We start from the raw sequence: 19,985 nt of genomic DNA on the forward strand, positions 1-19,985 counted from the left end.
ACGACACAGCGGGTGAGCCCTCGCCCGCGGCCGGCGGAGGTGCCCGTGGACGTGCACCGGGACGAGGTGTCGCGCGCGACCGGGCCCGTGACCGACACCGACCTGGCCGGGCGGACGGCGGCGCCGCGGCTGCGCGCCTCGTGGCGACGCAGCCAGGGCTACGGCGTCCCCCCGGACGAGGTCGTCCCGGTCTTCAGCGGCTCGCCGGACACCGGGTCGCTGCTCTACGAGTGCGCGCACCGGGTGCTCACCGACCTGCAGGCCACGATCCCCAACGAGCCGGTCAGCCTCATGGTGGCCGACTCCGAGGGACTGGTCCTGGCCCGGATCGGCGACGACCGCGACATCCAGCGGTCGCTGGACCGGGTGCACCTGGCACCGGGCTTCTCCTACAACGAGCGCAACGCCGGCACCAACGGCCTGGGGCTCTCCCTCGCCGACCGGGCGCCCTCGCTGGTCCGCGCCGAGGACCACTACTGCACCGACCTGCGCGGCTACACCTGCGCGGCGGCACCGGTGATCGAGCCGGTCACCGGCGAGCTGGCCGGCAGCATCAACCTGACGACCTGGTCGAGCAGCTCCTCCGGCCTGCTCCTGGGGCTGGCGCAGACGGCGGCGCACGCCACCAGCGCGCTGATGCTCGTGCGCGCCGGTGGCCGGACGGTCCGGCCGGCGCCGCGCGGCGAGGTCTTCCACGTCATCGGCAGCCACCTCGCGCCGGACGCCGGTGACCCGTGCGTGTCGGCGAGCTGGCGGGCCGCGACGGAGCAGACGGCGGCCGCCGTCGCCGCCGGCCGGGTGACGGCGGTCGTGGGCGAGCCGGGCGCGGGCAAGGCCACGCTGGCCGCCCTCGCCCGCCGGCGGCTGGCCCCGCGACAGCGGCTGCTGCACGCGCGGGCCCCGGAGACCGGCGACGTCGCAGCCTGGCTCGAGCTGTGGACGCCGGAGCTGCGCGACGCGGACACCTGCGTGATCGTGTCCGGGCTGCAGCACCTGCCGGCGTGGGCGGCCGGTGAGCTGGCGCAGACCCTGACCGCGGTCCGGCGGGCCGGGTCGCCCCAGCCGTTCGTGCTGGCCGCACCCGAGTTCGCCGCGATCCCCGAACAGCTCGCGCAGCTGGCCGACGCCGTCGTCGAGGCCCCGCCGCTGCGGCTGCGGGTGGACGACGTCCTGCCGCTCGCGCACTGGTGGGCCCGCCGGGAACGGCACCGCGCGGTCGAGTTCACCCCGCGGGCGGCCCGCGCGCTGGCCGGGTACGCCTGGCCGGGCAACGTCCGGCAGCTGCGCCGCGTCGTCCGCGACGCCGTGACCCGCGCCGACGTCGTCGACGTCCACCACCTGGCGCCGGAGGTGCTCGACGGCGGCAGCCGCCCGCTCAGCCGGCTGGAGCGGCTCGAGCGCGACGAGATCATCCGCTGCCTCACCCGGCCGGACACCACGGTGACCCGCGCCGCCGAGGAGCTCGGCATCGGCCGCGCCACGCTCTACCGGAAGATCGCCCAGTACAAGATCACGGTGCCGTCCCGCTCGACGGACTGAGCGCCGGAGGATCCGCGACCCCGGCCAGCCGGCGGGCGACGTAGGGCAGGATCCCGCCGTGGCGCAGGTGGAGCGCCTCCCGTGCGGTGTCCACCCGGACGGTGGCGGCGAAGCGCACCCGGCTCCCGTCGTCGGACCGGGCCTCGACGACGACGCACCCGGGCCGGTCCCCCTCGCTCAGGCCCTCCAGGCCCGTGATGTCGAAGGTCTCGTGCCCGGTGAGGCCCAGGCTCTCCACGCTGTCCCCCGCGCGGAACTGCAGCGGCAGGACGCCCATCCCGACGAGGTTGGACCGGTGGATCCGCTCGAAGCTCTCGGCCAGGACCACACGGACCCCGAGCAGCGCCGTCCCCTTGGCCGCCCAGTCGCGGGAGGACCCGGTGCCGTACTCCCGGCCGGCCAGCACCACCAGCGGCGTCCCCGCCGCGCGGGAGTGCTCCGCCGCCTCGAACACCGGCTTCTCCCGGCCGTCGAGGTGGTCGAGGGTCCAGCCGCCGCGCCGCTGCGGCACCAGCCGGTTGCGCAGCCGCTGGTTGCCGAAGGCGCCGCGGAGCATCACCTCGTGGTTGCCGCGCCGGGACGCGTAGGTGTTCAGGTCCGTCTCACCCCGCGCCCGCAGGAACTCCCCCGCCGGGCTGTCGGCCGGGATGCGACCGGCCGGGCAGATGTGGTCGGTGGTGACGGAGTCCCCGAGCACGGCCAGGGCGCGGGCGCCGGTGATGTCGCCGACCGGCTCGGGGACCGGCGGCAGGCCGTCCAGGAACGGCGGACGCCGCACGTAGGTCGAGTCGGGGTCCCAGTCGAAGGTGGCCCCTCCCCCGGCCGGCAGCTGCGCCCACCGCTCCTCGCCGGTGAAGACGTCGGCGTAGCGGTCGGCGAACATCGCGGGGTCGAGGTTCGCCCGGACGACCTGCTCGATCTCGGCGTCCGGGGGCCACAGGTCGCTCAGGTGCACCGGGCGCCCCGTCCGGTCGACGCCGAGCGGTTCGTGCAGCAGGTCGACGTCCATCGAGCCGGCGAGGGCGTAGGCGACGACGAGCGGCGGCGAGGCCAGGTAGTTGAGGGCGACGTCGTTGTTGATGCGGCCGTCGAAGTTGCGGTTGCCGGAGAGGACCGAGGCGACCAGCAGGTCGCGGTCGGCGACCGCCTGGCCGACCTCGGGGGTCAGGGGCCCGGAGTTGCCGATGCAGGTCATGCACCCGTAGCCGACGGTGTGGAAGCCGAGTTGCTCGAGCGGGCCGTCCAGGCCGGCGCGCCGCAGGTAGTCGGTGACGACCTTCGAGCCGGGCGCCAGGCTGGTCTTGACCCACGGCTTGGCCGCCAGCCCCGCGGCGACCGCGTTCCGCGCCAGCAGCCCCGCGGCGACCATGACGGAGGGGTTGGAGGTGTTCGTGCAGGAGGTGATCGCCGCGATGGCCACGGCTCCGTGTCGGAGCCCGGGCTCCTCGTGCGCTCGGACCTCCGGGCTCAGGGCCGGGGCGTCGCCGGCCGGGAAGGACTCCTCGCCGGCCTCGTCCACGGCGTCGCCGGCGGCGTCCGGCGTCCGCTCGGCCAGCAGCTCGGCGAGCGCACTGCGGAACCGGCTGCGCGAGCTGGCCAGCGGGATCCGGTCCTGCGGGCGGCGCGGCCCGGCCAGCGACGGCTCCACCGTGGAGAGGTCCAGCCGGATGTGGTCGTCGAAGCGCAGCCGGGCCGCCGGGTCGTGCCACAGACCCTGCTCCTTGGCGTACCGCTCGACCGCCGCGAGGTGCTCGGCGTCCCGGCCGGTGAACCGCAGGTAGTCCACCGTGACCCGGTCGATCGGGAAGACCGCGCAGGTGGAGCCGAACTCCGGGCTCATGTTGGCGAGGGTGGCGCGGTCGGCGAGCGGAACGGCCCCGACCGACGGCCCGGTGAACTCGACGAAGCTGCCGACGACGCCGCGGGCCCGCAGCAGCTCGGCGATGGTCAGCACCAGGTCGGTCGCGGTCACCCCGGGACGCCGCTCCCCGATGAGCTCCAGCCCCACGACCGGCGGGACGAGGGTGCTGACCGGCAGGCCGAGCATCGCCGCCTCGGCCTCGATGCCACCGACGCCCCAGCCCAGCACGCCCAGACCGTTGACCATGGTGGTGTGCGAGTCGGTGCCGACGAGCGTGTCCGGGAAGGCGCGCCCGTCGCGCCGGACGACGACGTCGGCGAGGTACTCCAGGTTGATCTGGTGCATGATCCCGGTCCCGGGCGGGACGACCGCCAGCCGGTGCAACTGCTGCTGGCCCCACTTGAGGAAGCGGTAGCGCTCCTCGTGGCGCGCGTACTCCCGTGCCACGTTGAGCGCCATCGCGTCCGGGCGCCCGGAGACGTCGGTCACCACCGAGTGGTCCACCGTCAGCTCCGCCGGGATCACCGGGTCGACGACGGCGGGGTCGCCGCCCAGGTCGCGCACCGCCTCGCGCATCGCCGCCAGGTCTGCCAGGACCGGGATGCCGTTGGTGTCGTGGAGGAAGACGCGGGCCGGCGCGAACGACACCTCGCGACCCCGGCCCGCACCGGACGCCAGGTCCCGGACGTCCTCGGCGGTGACCGTGACGCCGTCCTCGTGCCGGAGGAGGTTCTCGAGGACGATCTTCAGCGAGAACGGCAGGTCCTCGGCGCCGGGGACGGCGTGCACCGCCCACGTCTCGAACCCCTCCCCACCGAGCTCGAGGACCTTCCGCGCACCGAAGCTGTCGTTCCGGGTCATGCCCACCTCCCCAGGCTCGCTTATAGGCTATAGCCTGGATCGAGGACGTAGACTCACCGCCTCCACGAGAGGGGGACGTGTGGCCACGCCGGTGTTCACGAAGGCCGACTACGCCTACGGCGAGGTGCGCGAACGGATCATGTCCGGCGCCCTGCCCCACGGCGCGGTCCTCAACCAGGAGGCCCTCGCGGCCGAGCTCGACGTCAGCACCACCCCGCTGCGCGAGGCCATGCGCCGGCTCTCGGCCGAGGGGCTGGTCCTCCTCGGCGCGCACCGGGACGCCCGCGTCGCCCCGCTCACGGCCGCCGAGGCCCGCAGCCTGTTCGAGGTGCGCCAGCAGCTCGACCCGCTCGCCGTCCGGCTGGCCGCCGAGCGGCGCGACGAGCGGGACGCCGCCCGGATCCGCGCGGCGGCCGCTTCGCTCGAGCCCCTGGACGCCGGCAGCGGCCTCGCCGCCCTCGAGGCGCACCGCGCGTTCCACGCCGCGCTGTACCGGGCCAGCCACAACGACCTGCTGGTCGGCCTGCTCGACGGCCTGTGGGACAAGGCCGACCGCTACCGCCGCGCGGCCCTCGAGGCGCGCGAGGACTCCCCCGACGACCGCGCCCGGGTGCAGGCCGAGCACGCGGCGATGATGACCGCCGTCCTCGACGGCGACCCCGACGCCGCCGAGGAGCAGATGCGCCGCCACGTGGCGGGCAGCCTCGGCCGTCGCGCGATCGACGTCCTCGCCGGCAGCTGACCGAGGACCCCGTCCTCCCCACCCCTGACGGCTCAGGGGGTGGGGAGGACGGGGTCCTCCTTCACACGGTGAACTTCACCCCCTGGGCCAGGGGCAGCTCGCCGGAGTAGTTGATCGTGTTGGTCGCGCGGCGCATGTAGCTGCGCCACGCGTCGGAGCCGGACTCCCGCCCACCCCCGGTCTGCTTCTCCCCGCCGAAGGCCCCGCCGATCTCGGCGCCGGAGGTCCCGATGTTGACGTTGGCGATGCCGCAGTCGGAGCCGTCGGCGGCGAGGAAGCGCTCGGCCTCGGCCTGGTCGGAGGTGAAGATGCTCGAGGACAGCCCCTGCGGGACGTCGTTGTTGAGCGCGATCGCCTCCTCCAGCGTCCGGTACGGCAGGACGTAGAGGATCGGCGCGAAGGTCTCCTGCCGCACGATGTCGCTCTGCCCCGGCATCCGCACGATCGCCGGTTCGACGTAGTAGGCGTCCGGCGCCTCGTCGGCGAGCCGGCGCTGCCCGCCCACGACCACCTCGCCGCCCTGCTGCCGCGCGGCCTCGAGCGCGTCCTGCATCGCCTTGAAGGAGGCGTCGTGGACGAGCGGGCCGACCAGCGTCCCCTCCTCGGTCGGCGAGCCGATGGGCAGCCGGCGGTACGCGGCGGCGAGCCGGTCGGTCAGCTCGTCGACGACGTCGACGTGGGCGATGACCCGGCGCATGGTGGTGCACCGCTGCCCGGCCGTGCCGGCCGCGGCGAAGACGACCCCGCGGGTGGTGAGGTCCAGGTCGGCCGACGGCGTCACGATCGCGGCGTTGTTGCCGCCGAGCTCGAGCAGGGAGCGGCCGAAGCGGTCGGCCACCCGGGGGCCCACCGCCCGGCCCATGCGGGTCGACCCGGTGGCGCTGAGCAGGGCCACCCCCGGGGAGTCCACCAGCGCCTCGCCCACGTCGGCGCCGCCGAGGACGACCTGGCTCAGGTCGGCGGGGGCGCCGGTCTCGGCGATCGCGCGGTCGAGCAGGGCGGCCGAGGCGAGGGCCGACAGCGGGGCGAGCTCGGAGGGCTTCCAGACCACCGGGTCGCCGCAGACCAGGGCGATCGCGGTGTTCCAGGACCAGACGGCGACCGGGAAGTTGAAGGCGCTGATGACCCCGACGACGCCCAGCGGGTGCCAGGTCTCCATGAGCCGGTGGCCGGGGCGCTCGGAGCTGATCGTCCTGCCGTAGAGCTGCCGCGAGAGCCCGACGGCGAACTCGCAGATGTCGATCATCTCCTGGACCTCGCCCCGGGCCTCGGAGGTGATCTTGCCGACCTCGAGGCTGACCAGCGTGCCGAGGTCGGCCTTGTGCTCGCGGAGCAGCTCGCCGAAGCGGCGCACCAGCCCGCCGCGGACCGGCGCGGGCACCGTCCGCCACACCTGGAACGCCTGGCCGGCGCGGGTGACGGCGTCGTGCACGTCGGCCGCGCCCTGCCAGCGGACGGAGGCCAGCGGTGCGCCGTTGACCGGGGAGGTCACCGGGTGGTCGCCGGTGACGGCGTCGAGGTCTACGCCGCAGCGGGCGGCGGCCTCCCGCGCCGAACGGCTGAGGTCCTCGGCGGTGGGCAGGGCGGTCACGGGGCACTCCTCGGGTTCGGGTTCACACGATGTTCAGCTCGGGCCGGACGTCCGCGGCCGCGAAGCGCGCGGCGCTGAGCCCGGAGACGTCGACGAAGGGCTCCCGCCCCAGGTACAGGTCGCGCACGACCTCGCCCACGGCCGGCCCCATCAGGAAACCGTGCCCCGAGAAGCCCGTCGCGTACAGGAAGCCCTCCACCGTGTCGGCCCGGCCGATGAGGGCGTTGTGGTCCGGGGTCATCTCGTACAGCCCGGCCCAGCCGCCGGCGACGCCGACCTCGGCCAGCGCCGGCGCGCGCCGCTCGATCGCAGCGCCGAGACGGGGCAGCCACGCGTCGGACCGGGACAGCGCGAACCCCGGCGTCTCGTCGGGGTCGGACATGCCCAGCAGCAGGCCGGGCCCCTCGCGGTGGAAGTAGAAGCTGGTCGCGAAGTCGATGGTGAAGGGCGTGTGCGGGTCGAGGCCGGGCACCGGCTCGGTGACCAGGATCTGCCGGCGCAGCGGGGTGACCGGGAGGTCGACGCCCGCCCAGGAACCGACCTCGGCCGACCAGGCCCCCGCGGCGCAGACGACCGCGTCGGTCCGGATCGTCCCGGCCGCGGTCCGCACACCGCTGACCCGGCCGTCCCGGACGTCGACCCCGGTGACCGGGCAGTGCGGCAGCAGCGTGGCGCCGGCCCGGCGGGCGGCCGAGGCATAGCCGAGGACGACGGACTCCGGCGTGCAGTGGCCGTCGGTCGGCGAGTACGCCGCGGCGAGCAGCCCCTCGGGATCGATGAGCGGGGACAGGCGCCGGGCCTCGTCGACCCCGACCATGCGGCTGGGGACGCCGAGTGAGTTCTGCAGCGCCACGTTGGCCTCGAAGGCCGCCACGTCGTCCGGGGTGTCGAGCAGGAAGAGGTAGCCGACCTGCTGGAGGTCGATCTCCTGACCGAACAGCCGCGGGAAGTCGCGGAAGGTCTCCAGGCTGCGTGCGCCGAGCGCGATGTTGACGGGGTCGGAGAACTGCGCCCGGACGCCGCCGGCCGCCCTGCAGGTCGAGCCGGACCCCAGGGCGCCGGCGTCCAGCAGCACGACGTCCCGCACCCCGGCCCGCGCCAGGGCGTGGGCCGAGCTCAGGCCGGTGATGCCGCCGCCGATGACGACGACCGAGGCCGAGGACGGGGGCGGGCGCCGGGGAGCGGTCATCACGGTCCTCACTCGAGGGCGGGGCGAGTGCCGGGTGCGCTGCGATCATGCTGCTCGGCGGCGTGCAGCACCATCCACGGTTCGTCGACCCCGCCGTTCGGCGTTCCTGCACGGACACCGGCCTCGACCTGGTCGAGCTGCGCACCCCGGTCGAGGTCCGGGAGACCGGCAGCATGACGGCGGCCGCGTTCCGGCCGCGGGCCCTGCTGCTCGCGACGGCACCCGCCGCCGGCCGCACGGCGCCGGAGGGCCCGGCCTCGCTGCGGGACTTCGCCGACGAGCCGTGGATCCTGCCGCCGGAGCAGAGCTCCGACGGCCGCGCCGTGCGCCTGGCCCGCCGCCGGCTGGACGTCGAGGCCCGCGTCGACCACGTCGTGACCGGCACCGCCTCGACGCTGTCCCTGGTCGCCGCCGGCCTCGGCGTCGCGCCGGTCGCGGCGTCGCGCCGGTCGCGGACCCGGTGCTCGCGCTGTGCCGGGGGGGACCGGCCACGGTGCCCCTCACCGACCGGGTGGAGCGGACCATGGTGCTGGCGCACCGCCGGGAGCCCGCGCCGCAGCCGGGGGTGCGCGCGGTCGTCGACGCCATCCGGACCTCGATGACGCCCGGCCGCCCCCGCTGACCGGACGACGCGGGGGTCGTCCCCCCGCCCCCCGGGCGGTGCCGACCTAGCCTGGGAGCGTGTCCACCCGTGCCCGGTCCCGTCTCTCGACGTACGCGCGCATGCCGGAGCGGGCCTGGCAGGCCATCGCGGGGAACAGCCCACCGACCGCGCCGATCGGCCTGCGGGCGCAGCGCGGCGGGATGGACGACCTCACCGCGCACGCCGCGCTGGGTCTGGCCCTGCGCATCGGGGCGTCGATGCTGGCCGTCGGGGCCTCCGCGGCCGACGTGACCGCGACGGTGCTGCGGGTGGCCGCCGGCTACGGGCTGGCGCACTGCCAGGTCGACGTGACCTTCACGTCGATCACGGTCAGCTACGACCGCGAGGACGCGGTGCCGCTCACCGCCATGCGGACCGTGCGCACGAGCCGGACGGACTACACCCGCCTGCAGGGGATCACCGAGCTGGCCCGTGCGGTGGGCGGGGGCGGCCTGGACGTCGAGGAGGCGCACCGCCGGCTGGACGGCGTCGTGTCGGCACCCTCCACGTACCGCCGCACCGTGAGCGCGCTGGGCTGGGCCGGCGTCGCCGGTTCCGTCGGGTTCCTCCTCGGCGGCGGGTGGCTGGAGGCCCTCATCGCGGCGCTGACCACCGCCCTGATCGAGCAGGTGCTGCGCGTGCTCAACCGGCGCAGCCTGCCGCTGTTCTTCCAGCAGGCGGCCGGGGCCGCGCTCGCGACGGGCGTCGCCGTGCTCCTGCTCGCCTGGGACGTCGACGTGCGCACCTCGCTGGTCGTCGCGGCGGGCATCGTCGTGCTCCTGGCCGGGCTGTCCCTGGTGAGCGCCGCCCAGGACGCGATCAGCGGCTTCCCGGTGACCGCGGCGGCCCGGGCCTTCGAGGTGGTGACGCTGACCGCGGGCATCGTCGTGGGCATCGCCGGCGTGCTGGACGTCGCCTCGCGGGCCGGGATCCTGCTGGACGTCGTCAACGCCGCGTCCTCGACCGTGCCCTTCGCCGTCGGGCTGGCCGCGTCGGCCGGGATCGCCGGGGGCTGGTCCCTGGCCTGCCACGCCCGACCGCGCGCCATCGTCCTCGCCGCGGCGGCCGGAGCCCTGGCGTGGACGACGTCCTGGGCGGCCGGCGGGCTGGGTGCCGGTCCGGCGCTGGCCAGCGGGGCCGCGGCTGCCGTCCTCGGGTTCAGCGGGGAGGTGCTGACCGACCGGCTCCGGATCCCACCGCAGCTCGTCGCGGTCTGCGGCATCGTCCCGCTGCTGCCGGGGCTGGCGATCTACCGGGGTCTGTTCGCGATCGTCGTCGAGGCCGACATCCAGGGTGGGCTGGCCGCCCTGGTGGGGGCCTCGGCGATCGGGCTCGCCCTCGCCGCCGGGGTCACGCTGGGCGAGTACCTCGGCCGGCCGGTCAGCGCCCGGCGGGACCGCTACGACGAGCGGGTCCGCCGTCGGGCCATGACCGCCGACTGACCTCCACCTCCGAGGTCACGGGGCCTCGTTGGGATAGCCCTCCTCGTCCATCCGCCGGACCACCTTCGGGTCGAGGCGCCCCTCCCCCACGGCGGCGTCGACCTCCACGTCGACCACGGCGCCGTGCTCGTGCATCCACCGGTCCGCACGCCGCTCGGCGGCGGTCCCCTCCGGGGTCAGGTGGGCGTCCCCGATCGCCCTGCGCCGGACGGCGTAGGCGACCAGCACGAGTGCCCAGGCGAGCAGGCTGAGCAGGAGCTGCGACCGGGTGTCCGGGTCGACGAACATCTGCACGAGGATCGCGACGATGGCAGCCGCCGTGAGCAGGGTGAGGACCGGGTAGAACCACATCTTCACCCGCAGCCGTTCCGGCGAGATCGTCGGCCGCATCCGCAGCTCGGAGAGCGCGATCAGCAGGTAGACGAACAGGATGATCGCGCCGGAGGAGTTCAGCAGGAAGAGGAACACGGTGTTCGGGGACACGTAGGCGGCGACCACGCAGAGGAACCCGATCACCGAGGACGACAGGATCGCCCAGGCGGGCACCCCGCGCCTGTTGATCGAGAGCATCCGGCCCGGGGCCTCGTGCCGGGCGGCGAGCACGAACAGCATGCGCGAGGCGGTGTAGAGGCCGGAGTTCAGGCAGGACAGGACGGCGGTCAGCACCACCGCGTTCATGATCTCGGCCGCCGCCGGGATCCCCATCTCCTCCATCGCGGCCACGTACGGCGAGTCACCCAGCTCCGTGGAGTTCCAGGGCAGGATCGTGGCCAGCAGGAAGATCGAGCCGACGTAGAAGATCGAGATCCGGAAGACCACGGAGTTCGTCGCCTTCGCGATCCCACGCTCGGGTTCGGCGGACTCGGCCGCGGCGATGGTGGCGATCTCCGCACCGACCATCGAGAAGATCACGATGACGATGCCCGAGAAGAGCGCGCCGACGCCGTTGGGGAGGAACCCGCCGTTCGCGGTGAGGTTGGAGAAGTCCAGGTCGCGGCCCGGCCACAGCCCCAGGACGAAGAGCGCGCCCAGGGCGATGAAGGCCATGATCGTGAGGACCTTGACCCCGGCGAACCAGTACTCGAACTCGCCGTAGGAGGCCACCGAGAAGAGGTTGGTCGCCGTCATCAGCAGCATCAGGACGAGCGCCATGACCCACAGCGGTACGCCGGGCAGCCAGCGCTGCAGGATCTCCGCCCCGGCCACGGCCTCGAAGCCGACGACGATGACCCAGAAGTACCAGTACAGCCAGCCCACGCTGAAGCCCGCCCAGCCGCCGAGCGACTGCCGCGCGTAGTCCGCGAAGGACCCCGTCGACGGGTTGGCGACCGCCATCTCGCCGAGCATCCGCATGACCATGACGATCAGGACACCGGTGATCGCGTAGGTGAGGAAGGCGGCGGGGCCGACCCTCCCGATGACCGCGCCGGACCCGACGAACAGGCCCGCGCCGATGACGCCGCCGATGGCGATCATCGTGAGGTGGCGCTGCTTGAGGCCCTTCTGGAGGTCGCCGCCCTCGGCGGCGGGTCCGTGTGCCATGTCCGCTCCCTCGTGCCCTGCGGGACGGTTGGGGTCCAGGCGTCAGCAACGAATCATGGGGGATGGCGAGGGGCCACGCAGAACGACGCCGTTCCGTGGACGGGGGCGTCCACGGTGCGGGATCCGCGGACCCGTCCCTGCGACGGGCCCACCACTCCCCCGGGACCGGGACGGCGCTGGGCTGCGTGACGGCCGGCGCTGCGGCCCGTGGGGTCAGCTCGCCCGCGGGGCGGTGTCGTGACGCGCCGCACGGGTGGGAGTCCGGCTCCGGGTCCTCGTAGCTCGCCGGACGGACGCCGGGGACCAGGTGCACGGACCCGGGGGGGGTCGCTGACGGATCCGGTCGTGGACCTCCGACGTGGCGTGGTCGAGGTCGAGGTCGAGCACGACCACGCCCCGATCCCCCGAGGCGGGTCAGAGCCGCCAGGGCGTCGCCTCGTCGAGGGTCAGCAGAGCGCGGGCCTGGGTCTCGGTGAGGTCCCCGGAACGGGTCCACTCGTCGCGCAGCTGCCGGCGCGCGGCCGCGGGGGAGCCCAGGCGGTGGCTGTCCGGGGACCAGGAGTCGAGGAGCCCCAGCTGCCCCACCCACCGGACGACGGCCGCGGGGCGGGCGCTCCCGCGGGGCGCGCGGACCAGGCCGCGCAGCAGGCGGCGGGTCCGCCGTGCTGCGTCGGAGGCGGAGGGGTGGGGCATGGCGCTGTCCTCGGTCCGGCAGGGACGTCGTCGCCCTGCTGCGCTGGGTCGGTGGCTCGCGCGCCCGAGCCACCGACCGGCGTGCGGGCGCGTCCCCTCACCGTACGAGCGGGCCGGGCCCCGCCGGCGGATCGCCGCGGTGAGGCCCGGCACACCGCGCGGGGTACGGCCGCGCCCCCCGCGCCGGGCGGCGTCCCCACGTCGCCCCGCCGGACGGCACGGGTGGCCCGGCAGAGGCCCTGCTGCCGCGCCCGGTCCCGTCGACGCCGACGACCTGACCGGCCCGGGGCGCCCCGCCACCGGGGACGACGTCCGCCAGCAGTCACCCGGCAGGTCGGGTGCCTCGACCACACCCCCCCCCACCTCGGGCGTCGTCCCACCGGACCACCGTGCCGCGGACCGCGCCGCCGCGCTGTCGCGGCGCGCCCGGGACACCGGCGCCTGACCGCGGCACCCTGGACCACCCGGAACCGCCACGCTGTGCCGACGGCGGCGGATGTGCCAACCTCGCCCTCGTGCCGACACCGGTGGCGTGGGTGCACGCCTTCGTCGACGTGCCCGCCCGGCACGTCGAGGGAACGCGGGCGTTCTGGTCGGCGGTGACCGGCTGGTCCCCGGGCGAGGCGTGGCCCGGCCACCCGGAGTTCACCTCGCTCACGCCGCCGACCGGCACCCCCTACCTGCACGTGCAGACCATCGACGGCGCGCCGCGGGTGCACCTGGACCTGCTGGGCGACCTCGACGTCGACCCCGCCCGCCTCGAGCGGCTCGGTGCGGTCCGGGAGCACCCCGGGGACGGGTGGCAGGTCATGACCTCCCCGGCCGGGCTGCCCTTCTGCGTCTGCGCCGAGTCCTCACCGCACCGGCGGCCCGCCGCCACGGCATGGCCGGGCGGGCACCTCAGCCGGCTGGTGCAGCTCTGCGTCGACGTCCCCGCGGAGCGGTACGACGCCGAGCTGGCGTTCTGGCGGTCGGCGACGGGCTGGGCCGACGAGCCGGTCGAGGACCCGGAGTTCGCCCGCCTGGTGCACCGTGCCGAGAGCCCGGTGCAGCTGCTCGTGCAGCGGCTCGGCGACGACGACGGGGCTCCGCGGGCCCGCGCCCACCTCGACCTCGGCAGCGACGACCTGGCGGCCGAGGTCGCCCGGGTACGGGCGCTGGGCGCCCGGGAGCTCTGGCCAGGCAACGGGTTCGTCGCCCTGGAGGACCCGGCCGGCCTGCCCTTCTGCGTGACCGCCAACGACCCGGACCGCTGACCTCACCCCCAGCGCCTCCAGCCCGGTCCCGTGAGCTCCGCCGAGCGCCGACCGGGAGCGCCGTCAGGGGGCGGGGAAGGACCGGTCGCCGAAGAGGATGCGGCGGGCCGCCGCGCGTCCGACCGGCGTGCGCAGCAGGGGGAACGCGGCCGCGGCGACGGCCGGCGTGCGCACCTGGGCCAGTCCCCTGCGCAGCGCGAGCCGCCCCCGGAAGCGGGCGCGCAGCGCGGCACCGTCGTACCGCTCGAGCGCGTCCGGCCGCCCGCTGCGCAGCGCGTCGTCGAGGACGTCGGCCGCGTGCACCGACAGGCGCAGGCACGGGTCGAGGCCGCCGGCGGTGAGCGGGGAGACCGCACCGGCCGCGTCCCCGACGAGCAGTCCGCCAGGACCGCTGATCCGGCGCAGCAGGCCCCCGACGGGGATCGGGCCGCCCCGCCGCTCGACCTCCCCGGGACGGTCGGCGTCGGGCAGCCCGGGCGCCGAGGCGCCGAACCGGTCCAGCGCCCGTCGCATGCCGTCGGGGAAGCGGTCGGCGTAGCCGGCGACGCCGACGTGGGCGTGCCGCCCGTCGTTGACCACCCAGGCCAGGTAGCCGGGCGCCAGGGAGGGGTCGAGCACGCAGTGGAACGTCGGCGGCTCCGTGCCGCGCGGGATCGCGAAGACCTCCTCGGCGCCGACCAGCAGGTGCCGGTTGCGGTCCAGCCCGAGGTCGCGGGCCACGCGCGAGCGGGCGCCGTCCGCGCCGACGACGAACCGCGCCCGCACCCGGGTCGGCCCGTCCGGACCGGTCAGGAGGTGCGCGCCGTCCCGCCGTCCCTCGTAGCGGGTGCCCAGCTCGATGCGGACGCCGGCGTCGGCCGCGGCGCGGGCGGCCGCCGCGTACAGCGGAGCCATGTCGCCCACCCGGTACTCGTCGCGGTCGCTCTCGAGGGTCACCGGACGGCCGCGTCCCGGGGGGTGGAGCACCACGCGCCGGATCGGCGGGCCGAGGTGCTCCGGGGGCAGCGGGAAGTCGTCGAGCGTCTTGCGGACGAAGATGCCCGTGGTCCGGATCGCGCCGGTCAGCCCGGGTCGCCGCTCGGCCAGGAGCACCTCGTGCCCCTGGCGGGCGAGCAGCGTGGCCGTGTGCAGCCCGGCCAGGCCGGCCCCCACGACGAGGACGTCGGCGTCGTCCCTCACCGGCGCGCCTCGTGGGCGGCGTGCGGGGCCTCGTGCTCGTCGGGGACCCACTCGAGCAGGTCGCCGGGCTGGCAGCCGAGCACCCGGCACATGGCCTCCAGCGTGCTGAACCGGACGGCCTTGGCCCGGCCGTTCTTCAGGACCGCGACGTTCGCCGGCGTCAGCCCGACCCGGTCGGCGAACTCCCCCACGCTCATCTTGCGCTTGGCCAGCTCGACGTCGATGCGCACGACGATCGGCATCAGATGACCGCTTCCATGTCCGTCCGCAGCGTCGTGGCCTGACGCAGCAGCGCCCGCATCACCACCACGAGCAGCCCGACCACGGCTCCGGCCACCAGCATCAGCAGGAGCACGACCGGCGGGCCCGGGAGGCCCACGCCCACCAGGGACCAGACGAACGTGCCGAGGAGGAGCAGCCACGCGGCGGCGATCGCCCCCACGATCGCGTCCACCCAGACCATGGACGCCGCACTGAAGATGCGGTCGTCCTCGACCAGGGTGAGCAGCTTCCAGGTGCACGCGATGACGACCTGGACGCAGCCCAGCCCCAGGACGGCGACCACGAGCGTCGGCCACCGCAGGTGCGCCAGCTCCGGTGAGTCCTCCGCCATCGCCCCCGACAGCGCCGGCAGGAAGAACACCTGCGCCAGCACCAGGGCGGCGAACGCCACCGCGAGCAGGAACCTGAGCGGGCCGACCACCCGACGCGTCGTCGTCACGCATCGAGTTTCGGCAACTACCTATCGATTGTCAATCGACCAGCCGAGTGTGTCCTCCGGCGTGCGCGGCGTCCGGGGTCAGCGCGCCGCCTCCTCGAGGACCGCGGCCAACGCGTCCACGGCCCGGTCGACGTCGGCGGGCTCGACGACCAGCGGCGGGGACAGCCGGATGGTCTGCCCGTGGGCGTCCTTGACCAGGACGCCGCACGCGGCCAGCCGCTCGCACGCGGCGCGCCCGGTCATCAGGGCGGGGTCGACGTCGATCCCGGCCCACAGCCCGCGCGTGCGCACCGCCTGGACGCCGTGCCCGACCAGGTCGTCGAGCCGGTCGCGCAGCTGCACGCCGAGCTTGGCCGCGCGCTCCTGGTACTCGCCGGTCTCCAGCAGCCCCACCACGGCGTGACCGATCGCCGCCGCGAGCGGGTTGCCGCCGAACGTCGACCCGTGGCTGCCCGGGGTGAGGACGTCGAGGACCGCGGAGGTGGACACCACCGCCGACACCGGGACGATGCCGCCCCCCAGGGCCTTGCCCAGCAGGTAGACGTCGGGGACGACGCCCTCGAGCTCGCAGGCGAAGGTGGCCCCCGTCCGGCCCAGCCCGGACTGCACCTCGTCGGCGATGAACAGCACCCCGGCGTCGGTGCACGCCTGCCGGACCGCCGCGAGGTAGCCGGGCGGCGGCACGACCACGCCGGCCTCCCCCTGCACCGGCTCGAGCAGCACCGCGACCGTCTCGGGCGTGAGCGCGGCCCGCAGCGCGTCGGCGTCCCCGTAGGGCACCACGGTGAAGCCGGGGGTGAAGGGGCCGAAGCCCTCGCGCGCCGACTCGTCGGTGGAGAAGCTGACGATCGTGGTGGTGCGGCCGTGGAAGTTGCCCGCCGCGACGACGATCCGCGCCCGGTCGGCCGGGACGCCCTTGACCCGGTAGCCCCAGCGCCGGGCGACCTTGATCCCGGTCTCCACCGCCTCCGCCCCGGTGTTCATCGGGAGCACGCGCTCCATCCCGGCCAGCGCGGCCAGGTCGCGGGCGAAGGGGCCGAGCCGGTCGTTGTAGAACGCGCGGCTGGTGAGCGTGACCCGCTCGAGCTGCTCCCGGGCCGCCCGGAGCAGGACCGGGTGCCCGTGGCCGAAGTTCAGGGCGGAGTACCCGGCCAGGCAGTCGAGGTAGCGACGGCCGTCGACGTCGGTCACCCACGCCCCGTGCGCCTCGGCCACCACCACCGGCAGCGGGGCGTAGTTGTGCGCCGTCGCCGCCTCGGTGAGCGTCGTGTGCTCGCTCGAGGACAGCGACCTGTCGGTGCGCCGCGGCGTGGTCATGGGGGGCCTCCTCCGGGTGGGCGTCGGACTCGCCACCGGCCGGCCCCGGGGTCACCGGGCGCCGGCCGTGACCAGAGGCTAGAGAGGCCGGACACCGGCATCAATGCACCTGCGTTGCGCCCTCCGCGTGGATCCGTTGCGTTCCAGGGCCTACGGTGCTCGATGTGTTGCAGAGGCCCGCGGACCGCCTGGACCCGCTCGACCGGCAGATCATCGGCTGCCTGACCCGCGACGCCCGCGCCACGTACGCCGTCATCGGCGACGAGGTCGGCCTGTCCGCGCCGGCGGTCAAGCGCCGCGTGGACCGGCTGCTGGCCGACGGGGTGATCCGGGGCTTCACCGCGCTGGTCGACCCGGAGGTGCTCGGCTGGACGACCGAGGCCTACGTGGAGGTGTTCTGGGAGGGGACGCCGTCCCCGCTGGAGCTCCGGCGCAGCCTCGGGGAGGTCCCCGAGGTCGTCGGCGCGTGGAGCGTCACCGGCTCCGCGGACGCGCTGGTCCACATCCTGGCCGCCGACATCCCGCACCTGGAGGAGGCCATCGAGCGGCTGCGGCAGCAGCCCAACGTCCACCAGACGCGCAGCGAGGTCGTGCTGTCCCGGCTGATCGACCGCGCGCGCCCCTGAGGCCGTCGCTCCCCCGGGCCGCAGCGGCGAGGGGCCGGGCCGGTCAGGCGCCGCCGGCGGTCAGCGGGTCCCAGAACGCGCACTGGTGCTCCTCGGCGACCGCGGCGTCGGGCACGGCGGCGCTCCGGCCGGCGGGCTGCAGGGAGAGCACGACCTGCTCGTCGCCGTACGACGGCCAGGCCGCCTGCCCGGGGACGGCGGGGTCGCCCTGCCGGACGAAGGCGCCCCAGTACTGCTTCATCTCCGCCGCCAGCTGCTGCTCCCCGGCGTCGAACGTGGGGGCGATGGGCACGCCGTTGTCGAAGCTCGGGAACAGGTACGCCAGCTCGGCGGCGTGCCCCGCACCCCACTCGTAGCCCGGGATCGGCCGCACCCCGGGCCCGGCGCGGGCGGCGAACTCGTAGGCCCACGTCGGCACGTGCGCCGCGAGGTCACGGGTGAGCGCCCGGTTGGGGCAGCCGCCGATGCCGAACGCGCGGCCGGCATCGGTGACGATCGCGCCCGCGAGGTGGGCGCCGGTGAACTCGTCGGCGTCGGCCGGCCACGGGTAGCGGGCCAGGACGGCGTCGGCGTCCTCGGCGAAGGCCTCGCGGACCCACGTCTCGTACTGCTCCCGGGTCCAGCCGATGCTCCCGGCCATGAAGGTGCGGCCCTCGTCCCGGGTGGCCCCGACGACCACGGGGACCTCCGCGAAGTCCCCGGTCGCGACCGCTAGGCGGGGGTCCGACGGCAGGAACGGTGTGCCGGCGACCGGCGGGACGACGGGGGTCGGGGCGTCGATCAGCTCGCCCACCGGCGTGTCCCGCAGGCAGGCCACCGCGCTCGCGAACGGGGCGCACCCCACCGCCTGCGCGACGACCTGGCCCTGGGCGTCCGCGGCGTCCTGGCTGCGGCTCGGACAGGAGCCGCTCTGGATCATGGCCGCGGCGAACAGGTCCCGGGACCCCGGGGCGACGAGGTGGGAGCAGACCGACCACCCGCCGGCCGACTCCCCACCGATCGTCACCCGCGCGGGGTCGCCGCCGAAGGCGGCGATGTTCTGCTGCACCCAGTGCAGCGCCGCCTGCTGGTCCATCAGCCCGTAGTTGCCGGACTCGCCCTGGCGCGCGGTGAGCTCCGGGTGCCCCAGGAAGCCGAGGAGGCCGAGCCGGTAGTTCATCGTGACCCCGACGATCCCGGTCGCCGCGACGATCGCGGCCATGTCGGCCTGGTTCGAGCTGCCGTTCACCAGGCCGCCGCCGTGGATGAACACGTAGACCGGCAGGCGGTCCTCGGGCGTGGTCCCGGCGGGTCGCTGCACGTTGACGAAGAGGCAGTCCTCGGTCTCCGAGCGCGGGCCGTTCGCGCTCTCGGTCGCCGGACAGCGGTTGCCGTAGGCGTCGGCCGCGCGGACGCCGTCCCACCGCGCGGGTGGCTGCGGTGGGCTCCACCGCAGCGCTCCGACGGGCGGTGCGGCGTACGGGATGCCGAGGTAGCCGTCCACGCCCTCGGCCTGCACGCCGCTCACCGCGCCCGACTGCGTGTGGACGACGGGCGGCCGACCCGGCGCGGGCGTGGCCAGGGCGGCCGGCGCGGGCAGGCAGGTGAGCAGGAGGCCGGCCAGCACCGCGGCCGACGTGCTCCGGGGGGAACGGGACATCTCGGCTCCTCCTGGCCCGCTGTCTGCGGCTGGGGAGGTGAGGGGCGGACCGCGGTCCGCACCGTCGGTTCGGGTGGCTGCGACCGACGCCGCCCATCCTGCTCCGGACCGGCCGCCGGCGACAGCCGGCAGGACGGCAGCCGGAGGTCGTCACAGGCAGTAGGGACAGTCCGTGCCACCGCCGGCGACCGTGCGCAGGCAGCGGAGCAGCGGACCGAGACGGGTGCCCTTCGGCACCAGGGCGTGCGCACCGGCGACCACGGCCTCGGATCGCACCTCGGGGCCCTCCCCGGTCAGCACGATGACCCGGGCCTCGGGTCGGGCCGCACGCAGCGCCGCCGTGGCCGCGAACCCGTCCGTCCCGGCCATGGACACGTCCATGAACACGACGTCGGGTCGCAGCCGCATGGCGGCCTCCACCGCCTCCGACCCGTCCTCGCACTCGCCGACGACGGTGAGGTCGTCCTCGTCGGACAGCGCTTCGGCCAGTGCCCTGCGCACCATCGGGTGGTCGTCGACGAGCAGGACCCGGATGTCGGCCAAGGCGTCCCGGGCGCAGCGGTCTCCCACCACGTGCCCACCTCCTCCCCCTCCGGCACGGACCACCGGCCGGTCCCGCCCGGTGGTCAGCGGTCGTCCCCGGGCCCGGTCGCCCACCACGCCGCCCCCACCGAGGGGCTCCACCGGCCGCTCGTCGCCCGGCGCCGCTCCGGCTCCACGCGCCGACGTCCACAGCAGACGGACAGCCACCGTGCAGGGCGGTCACACCGCGCGGACCGAGAGTCACGGGCATGACCGCGACCCCTGTGCAGCCTGCCCCCGACGCCGTCGCGGCGCACCCGCTGACCGTCCCGCTCGCGCTCGCCGGCCCGGCCGCGCGCTGTGGCCCGCCGCCCGGCTCCGGACGGCGCCGGTGGGCGCGCCTGCCGGGGTCCCGACGTCCGGTGGGGAACGCTCCCGGGCAGCGGTCCCGCGCGCTGCGGGAGAGGCTCCCGGACGGCACGAGGTCCCGCCGGGACGGCCGCGGTCGCGGGGGGGGGGGGGGGGGGGGGGGGGGGGGGGGGGGGGGGGGGGGGGGGGGGGGGGGGGGGGGGGGGGGGGGGGGGGGGGGGGGGGGGGGGGGGGGGGGGGGGGGGGGGGGGGG

17 protein-coding genes are annotated in these 19,985 nt (G+C 75.7%); 6 read left to right on the plus strand and 11 right to left on the minus strand.

Annotation, left to right across the window (positions count from 1 at the left end):
* The first annotated feature begins 45 nt into the window (after positions 1-45).
* Entirely contained in the window at positions 46-1,539 is a 1,494-nt protein-coding gene (locus tag ACI79G_RS22315; RefSeq protein WP_456883232.1) for an AAA-type ATPase lid domain-containing protein, read from the plus strand.
* Here ACI79G_RS22315 and acnA read toward each other — a convergent pair.
* On the minus strand, positions 1,511-4,261 hold the full coding sequence (acnA, locus tag ACI79G_RS22320) for an aconitate hydratase AcnA (protein ID WP_456883233.1): 2,751 nt from the start codon (positions 4,259-4,261) through the stop codon (positions 1,511-1,513). The genes ACI79G_RS22315 and acnA overlap by 29 nt on opposite strands.
* A 79-nt stretch (positions 4,262-4,340) precedes the next feature.
* Here acnA and ACI79G_RS22325 point away from each other — a divergent pair, with 79 nt between their 5' ends.
* Positions 4,341-5,003, plus strand: a complete 663-nt coding sequence (locus ACI79G_RS22325; protein ID WP_456883234.1) for a GntR family transcriptional regulator — start codon at positions 4,341-4,343, stop codon at positions 5,001-5,003.
* A 61-nt stretch (positions 5,004-5,064) separates the two neighbouring features.
* Here ACI79G_RS22325 and amaB read toward each other — a convergent pair whose 3' ends face one another.
* Entirely contained in the window at positions 5,065-6,594 is a 1,530-nt protein-coding gene (gene amaB, locus ACI79G_RS22330; protein ID WP_456883235.1) for an L-piperidine-6-carboxylate dehydrogenase, read from the minus strand.
* 22 nt (positions 6,595-6,616) lie between these two features.
* Positions 6,617-7,783 carry an NAD(P)/FAD-dependent oxidoreductase gene (locus tag ACI79G_RS22335; RefSeq protein WP_456883236.1) on the minus strand — a complete coding sequence of 389 codons (1,167 nt, stop codon included), beginning with the start codon at positions 7,781-7,783 and terminating at the stop codon, positions 6,617-6,619.
* A gap of 47 nt (positions 7,784-7,830) precedes the next feature.
* Between ACI79G_RS22335 and ACI79G_RS22340 the strand changes: the two genes are divergently transcribed.
* Together ACI79G_RS22340 and ACI79G_RS22345 are read left to right on the plus strand one after the other, a co-directional pair.
* Entirely contained in the window at positions 7,831-8,385 is a 555-nt protein-coding gene (locus ACI79G_RS22340; protein ID WP_456883237.1) for a LysR substrate-binding domain-containing protein, read from the plus strand.
* Positions 8,386-8,464: 79 nt separating this feature from the next.
* Positions 8,465-9,868, plus strand: coding sequence for a threonine/serine ThrE exporter family protein (locus tag ACI79G_RS22345; protein ID WP_456883238.1), 1,404 nt, complete (start codon positions 8,465-8,467; stop codon positions 9,866-9,868).
* Positions 9,869-9,883: 15 nt separating this feature from the next.
* Here the strand turns inward: ACI79G_RS22345 and ACI79G_RS22350 are convergent, their stop codons facing one another.
* Together ACI79G_RS22350 and ACI79G_RS22355 are read right to left on the minus strand one after the other, a co-directional pair.
* Positions 9,884-11,410, minus strand: a complete 1,527-nt coding sequence (locus ACI79G_RS22350; protein WP_456883239.1) for an amino acid permease — start codon at positions 11,408-11,410, stop codon at positions 9,884-9,886.
* 414 nt (positions 11,411-11,824) lie between these two features.
* Positions 11,825-12,103 (minus strand): hypothetical protein, encoded by a 279-nt coding sequence (locus ACI79G_RS22355; protein WP_456883240.1) that lies wholly within the window; start codon positions 12,101-12,103, stop codon positions 11,825-11,827.
* 515 nt (positions 12,104-12,618) lie between these two features.
* On the opposite strand from ACI79G_RS22355, the gene ACI79G_RS22360 reads away from it, so the two are divergent.
* Complete coding sequence (locus tag ACI79G_RS22360) at positions 12,619-13,359, plus strand: VOC family protein (RefSeq protein WP_456883241.1); 741 nt, start codon at positions 12,619-12,621, stop codon at positions 13,357-13,359.
* A 63-nt stretch (positions 13,360-13,422) separates the two neighbouring features.
* Here the strand turns inward: ACI79G_RS22360 and ACI79G_RS22365 are convergent, their stop codons facing one another.
* From ACI79G_RS22365 to rocD, 4 genes are all read right to left on the minus strand, one after another.
* Entirely contained in the window at positions 13,423-14,538 is a 1,116-nt protein-coding gene (locus tag ACI79G_RS22365) for an NAD(P)/FAD-dependent oxidoreductase (protein ID WP_456883242.1), read from the minus strand.
* The gene (locus ACI79G_RS22370) at positions 14,535-14,780 is read right to left on the minus strand and encodes a helix-turn-helix domain-containing protein (protein WP_456883243.1); all 246 of its coding nucleotides are present in this window, start codon (positions 14,778-14,780) and stop codon (positions 14,535-14,537) included. Before ACI79G_RS22370 ends, ACI79G_RS22365 begins: the two co-directional genes overlap by 4 nt.
* Positions 14,780-15,259 (minus strand): DUF2975 domain-containing protein, encoded by a 480-nt coding sequence (locus ACI79G_RS22375; protein WP_456883244.1) that lies wholly within the window; start codon positions 15,257-15,259, stop codon positions 14,780-14,782. The genes ACI79G_RS22370 and ACI79G_RS22375 overlap by 1 nt, the downstream gene beginning before the upstream one ends.
* Positions 15,260-15,337: 78 nt before the next feature.
* Positions 15,338-16,576, minus strand: a complete 1,239-nt coding sequence (gene rocD, locus ACI79G_RS22380; RefSeq protein ID WP_456883245.1) for an ornithine--oxo-acid transaminase — start codon at positions 16,574-16,576, stop codon at positions 15,338-15,340.
* A gap of 164 nt (positions 16,577-16,740) precedes the next feature.
* Here rocD and ACI79G_RS22385 point away from each other — a divergent pair, with 164 nt between their 5' ends.
* Positions 16,741-17,202: an Lrp/AsnC family transcriptional regulator gene (locus ACI79G_RS22385; RefSeq protein ID WP_456883246.1), complete on the plus strand. Its 462-nt coding sequence runs from the start codon at positions 16,741-16,743 to the stop codon at positions 17,200-17,202.
* Positions 17,203-17,245: 43 nt separating this feature from the next.
* Here ACI79G_RS22385 and ACI79G_RS22390 read toward each other — a convergent pair whose 3' ends face one another.
* Together ACI79G_RS22390 and ACI79G_RS22395 are read right to left on the minus strand one after the other, a co-directional pair.
* Complete coding sequence (locus ACI79G_RS22390; RefSeq protein ID WP_456883247.1) at positions 17,246-18,841, minus strand: carboxylesterase/lipase family protein; 1,596 nt, start codon at positions 18,839-18,841, stop codon at positions 17,246-17,248.
* A gap of 150 nt (positions 18,842-18,991) precedes the next feature.
* Positions 18,992-19,414: a response regulator gene (locus ACI79G_RS22395; RefSeq protein ID WP_456883248.1), complete on the minus strand. Its 423-nt coding sequence runs from the start codon at positions 19,412-19,414 to the stop codon at positions 18,992-18,994.
* Positions 19,415-19,985 lie beyond the last annotated feature (571 nt).

It is taken from the genome of Geodermatophilus sp. SYSU D00779, from assembly GCF_054050595.1.

Bases quoted from the DNA above. Each gene is read 5' to 3' on its own strand.
- ACI79G_RS22355 (WP_456883240.1), bottom strand. From the start codon at position 12,103: ATGCCCCACCCCTCCGCCTCCGACGCAGCACGGCGGACCCGCCGCCTG.
- ACI79G_RS22350 (WP_456883239.1), bottom strand. From the start codon at position 11,410: ATGGCACACGGACCCGCCGCCGAGGGCGGCGACCTCCAGAAGGGCCTC.
- rocD (WP_456883245.1), bottom strand. From the start codon at position 16,576: ATGACCACGCCGCGGCGCACCGACAGGTCGCTGTCCTCGAGCGAGCAC.
- ACI79G_RS22390 (WP_456883247.1), bottom strand. From the start codon at position 18,841: ATGTCCCGTTCCCCCCGGAGCACGTCGGCCGCGGTGCTGGCCGGCCTC.
- ACI79G_RS22335 (WP_456883236.1), bottom strand. From the start codon at position 7,783: ATGACCGCTCCCCGGCGCCCGCCCCCGTCCTCGGCCTCGGTCGTCGTC.
- ACI79G_RS22370 (WP_456883243.1), bottom strand. From the start codon at position 14,780: ATGCCGATCGTCGTGCGCATCGACGTCGAGCTGGCCAAGCGCAAGATG.
- acnA (WP_456883233.1), bottom strand. From the start codon at position 4,261: ATGACCCGGAACGACAGCTTCGGTGCGCGGAAGGTCCTCGAGCTCGGT.
- ACI79G_RS22340 (WP_456883237.1), top strand. From the start codon at position 7,831: ATGCTGCTCGGCGGCGTGCAGCACCATCCACGGTTCGTCGACCCCGCC.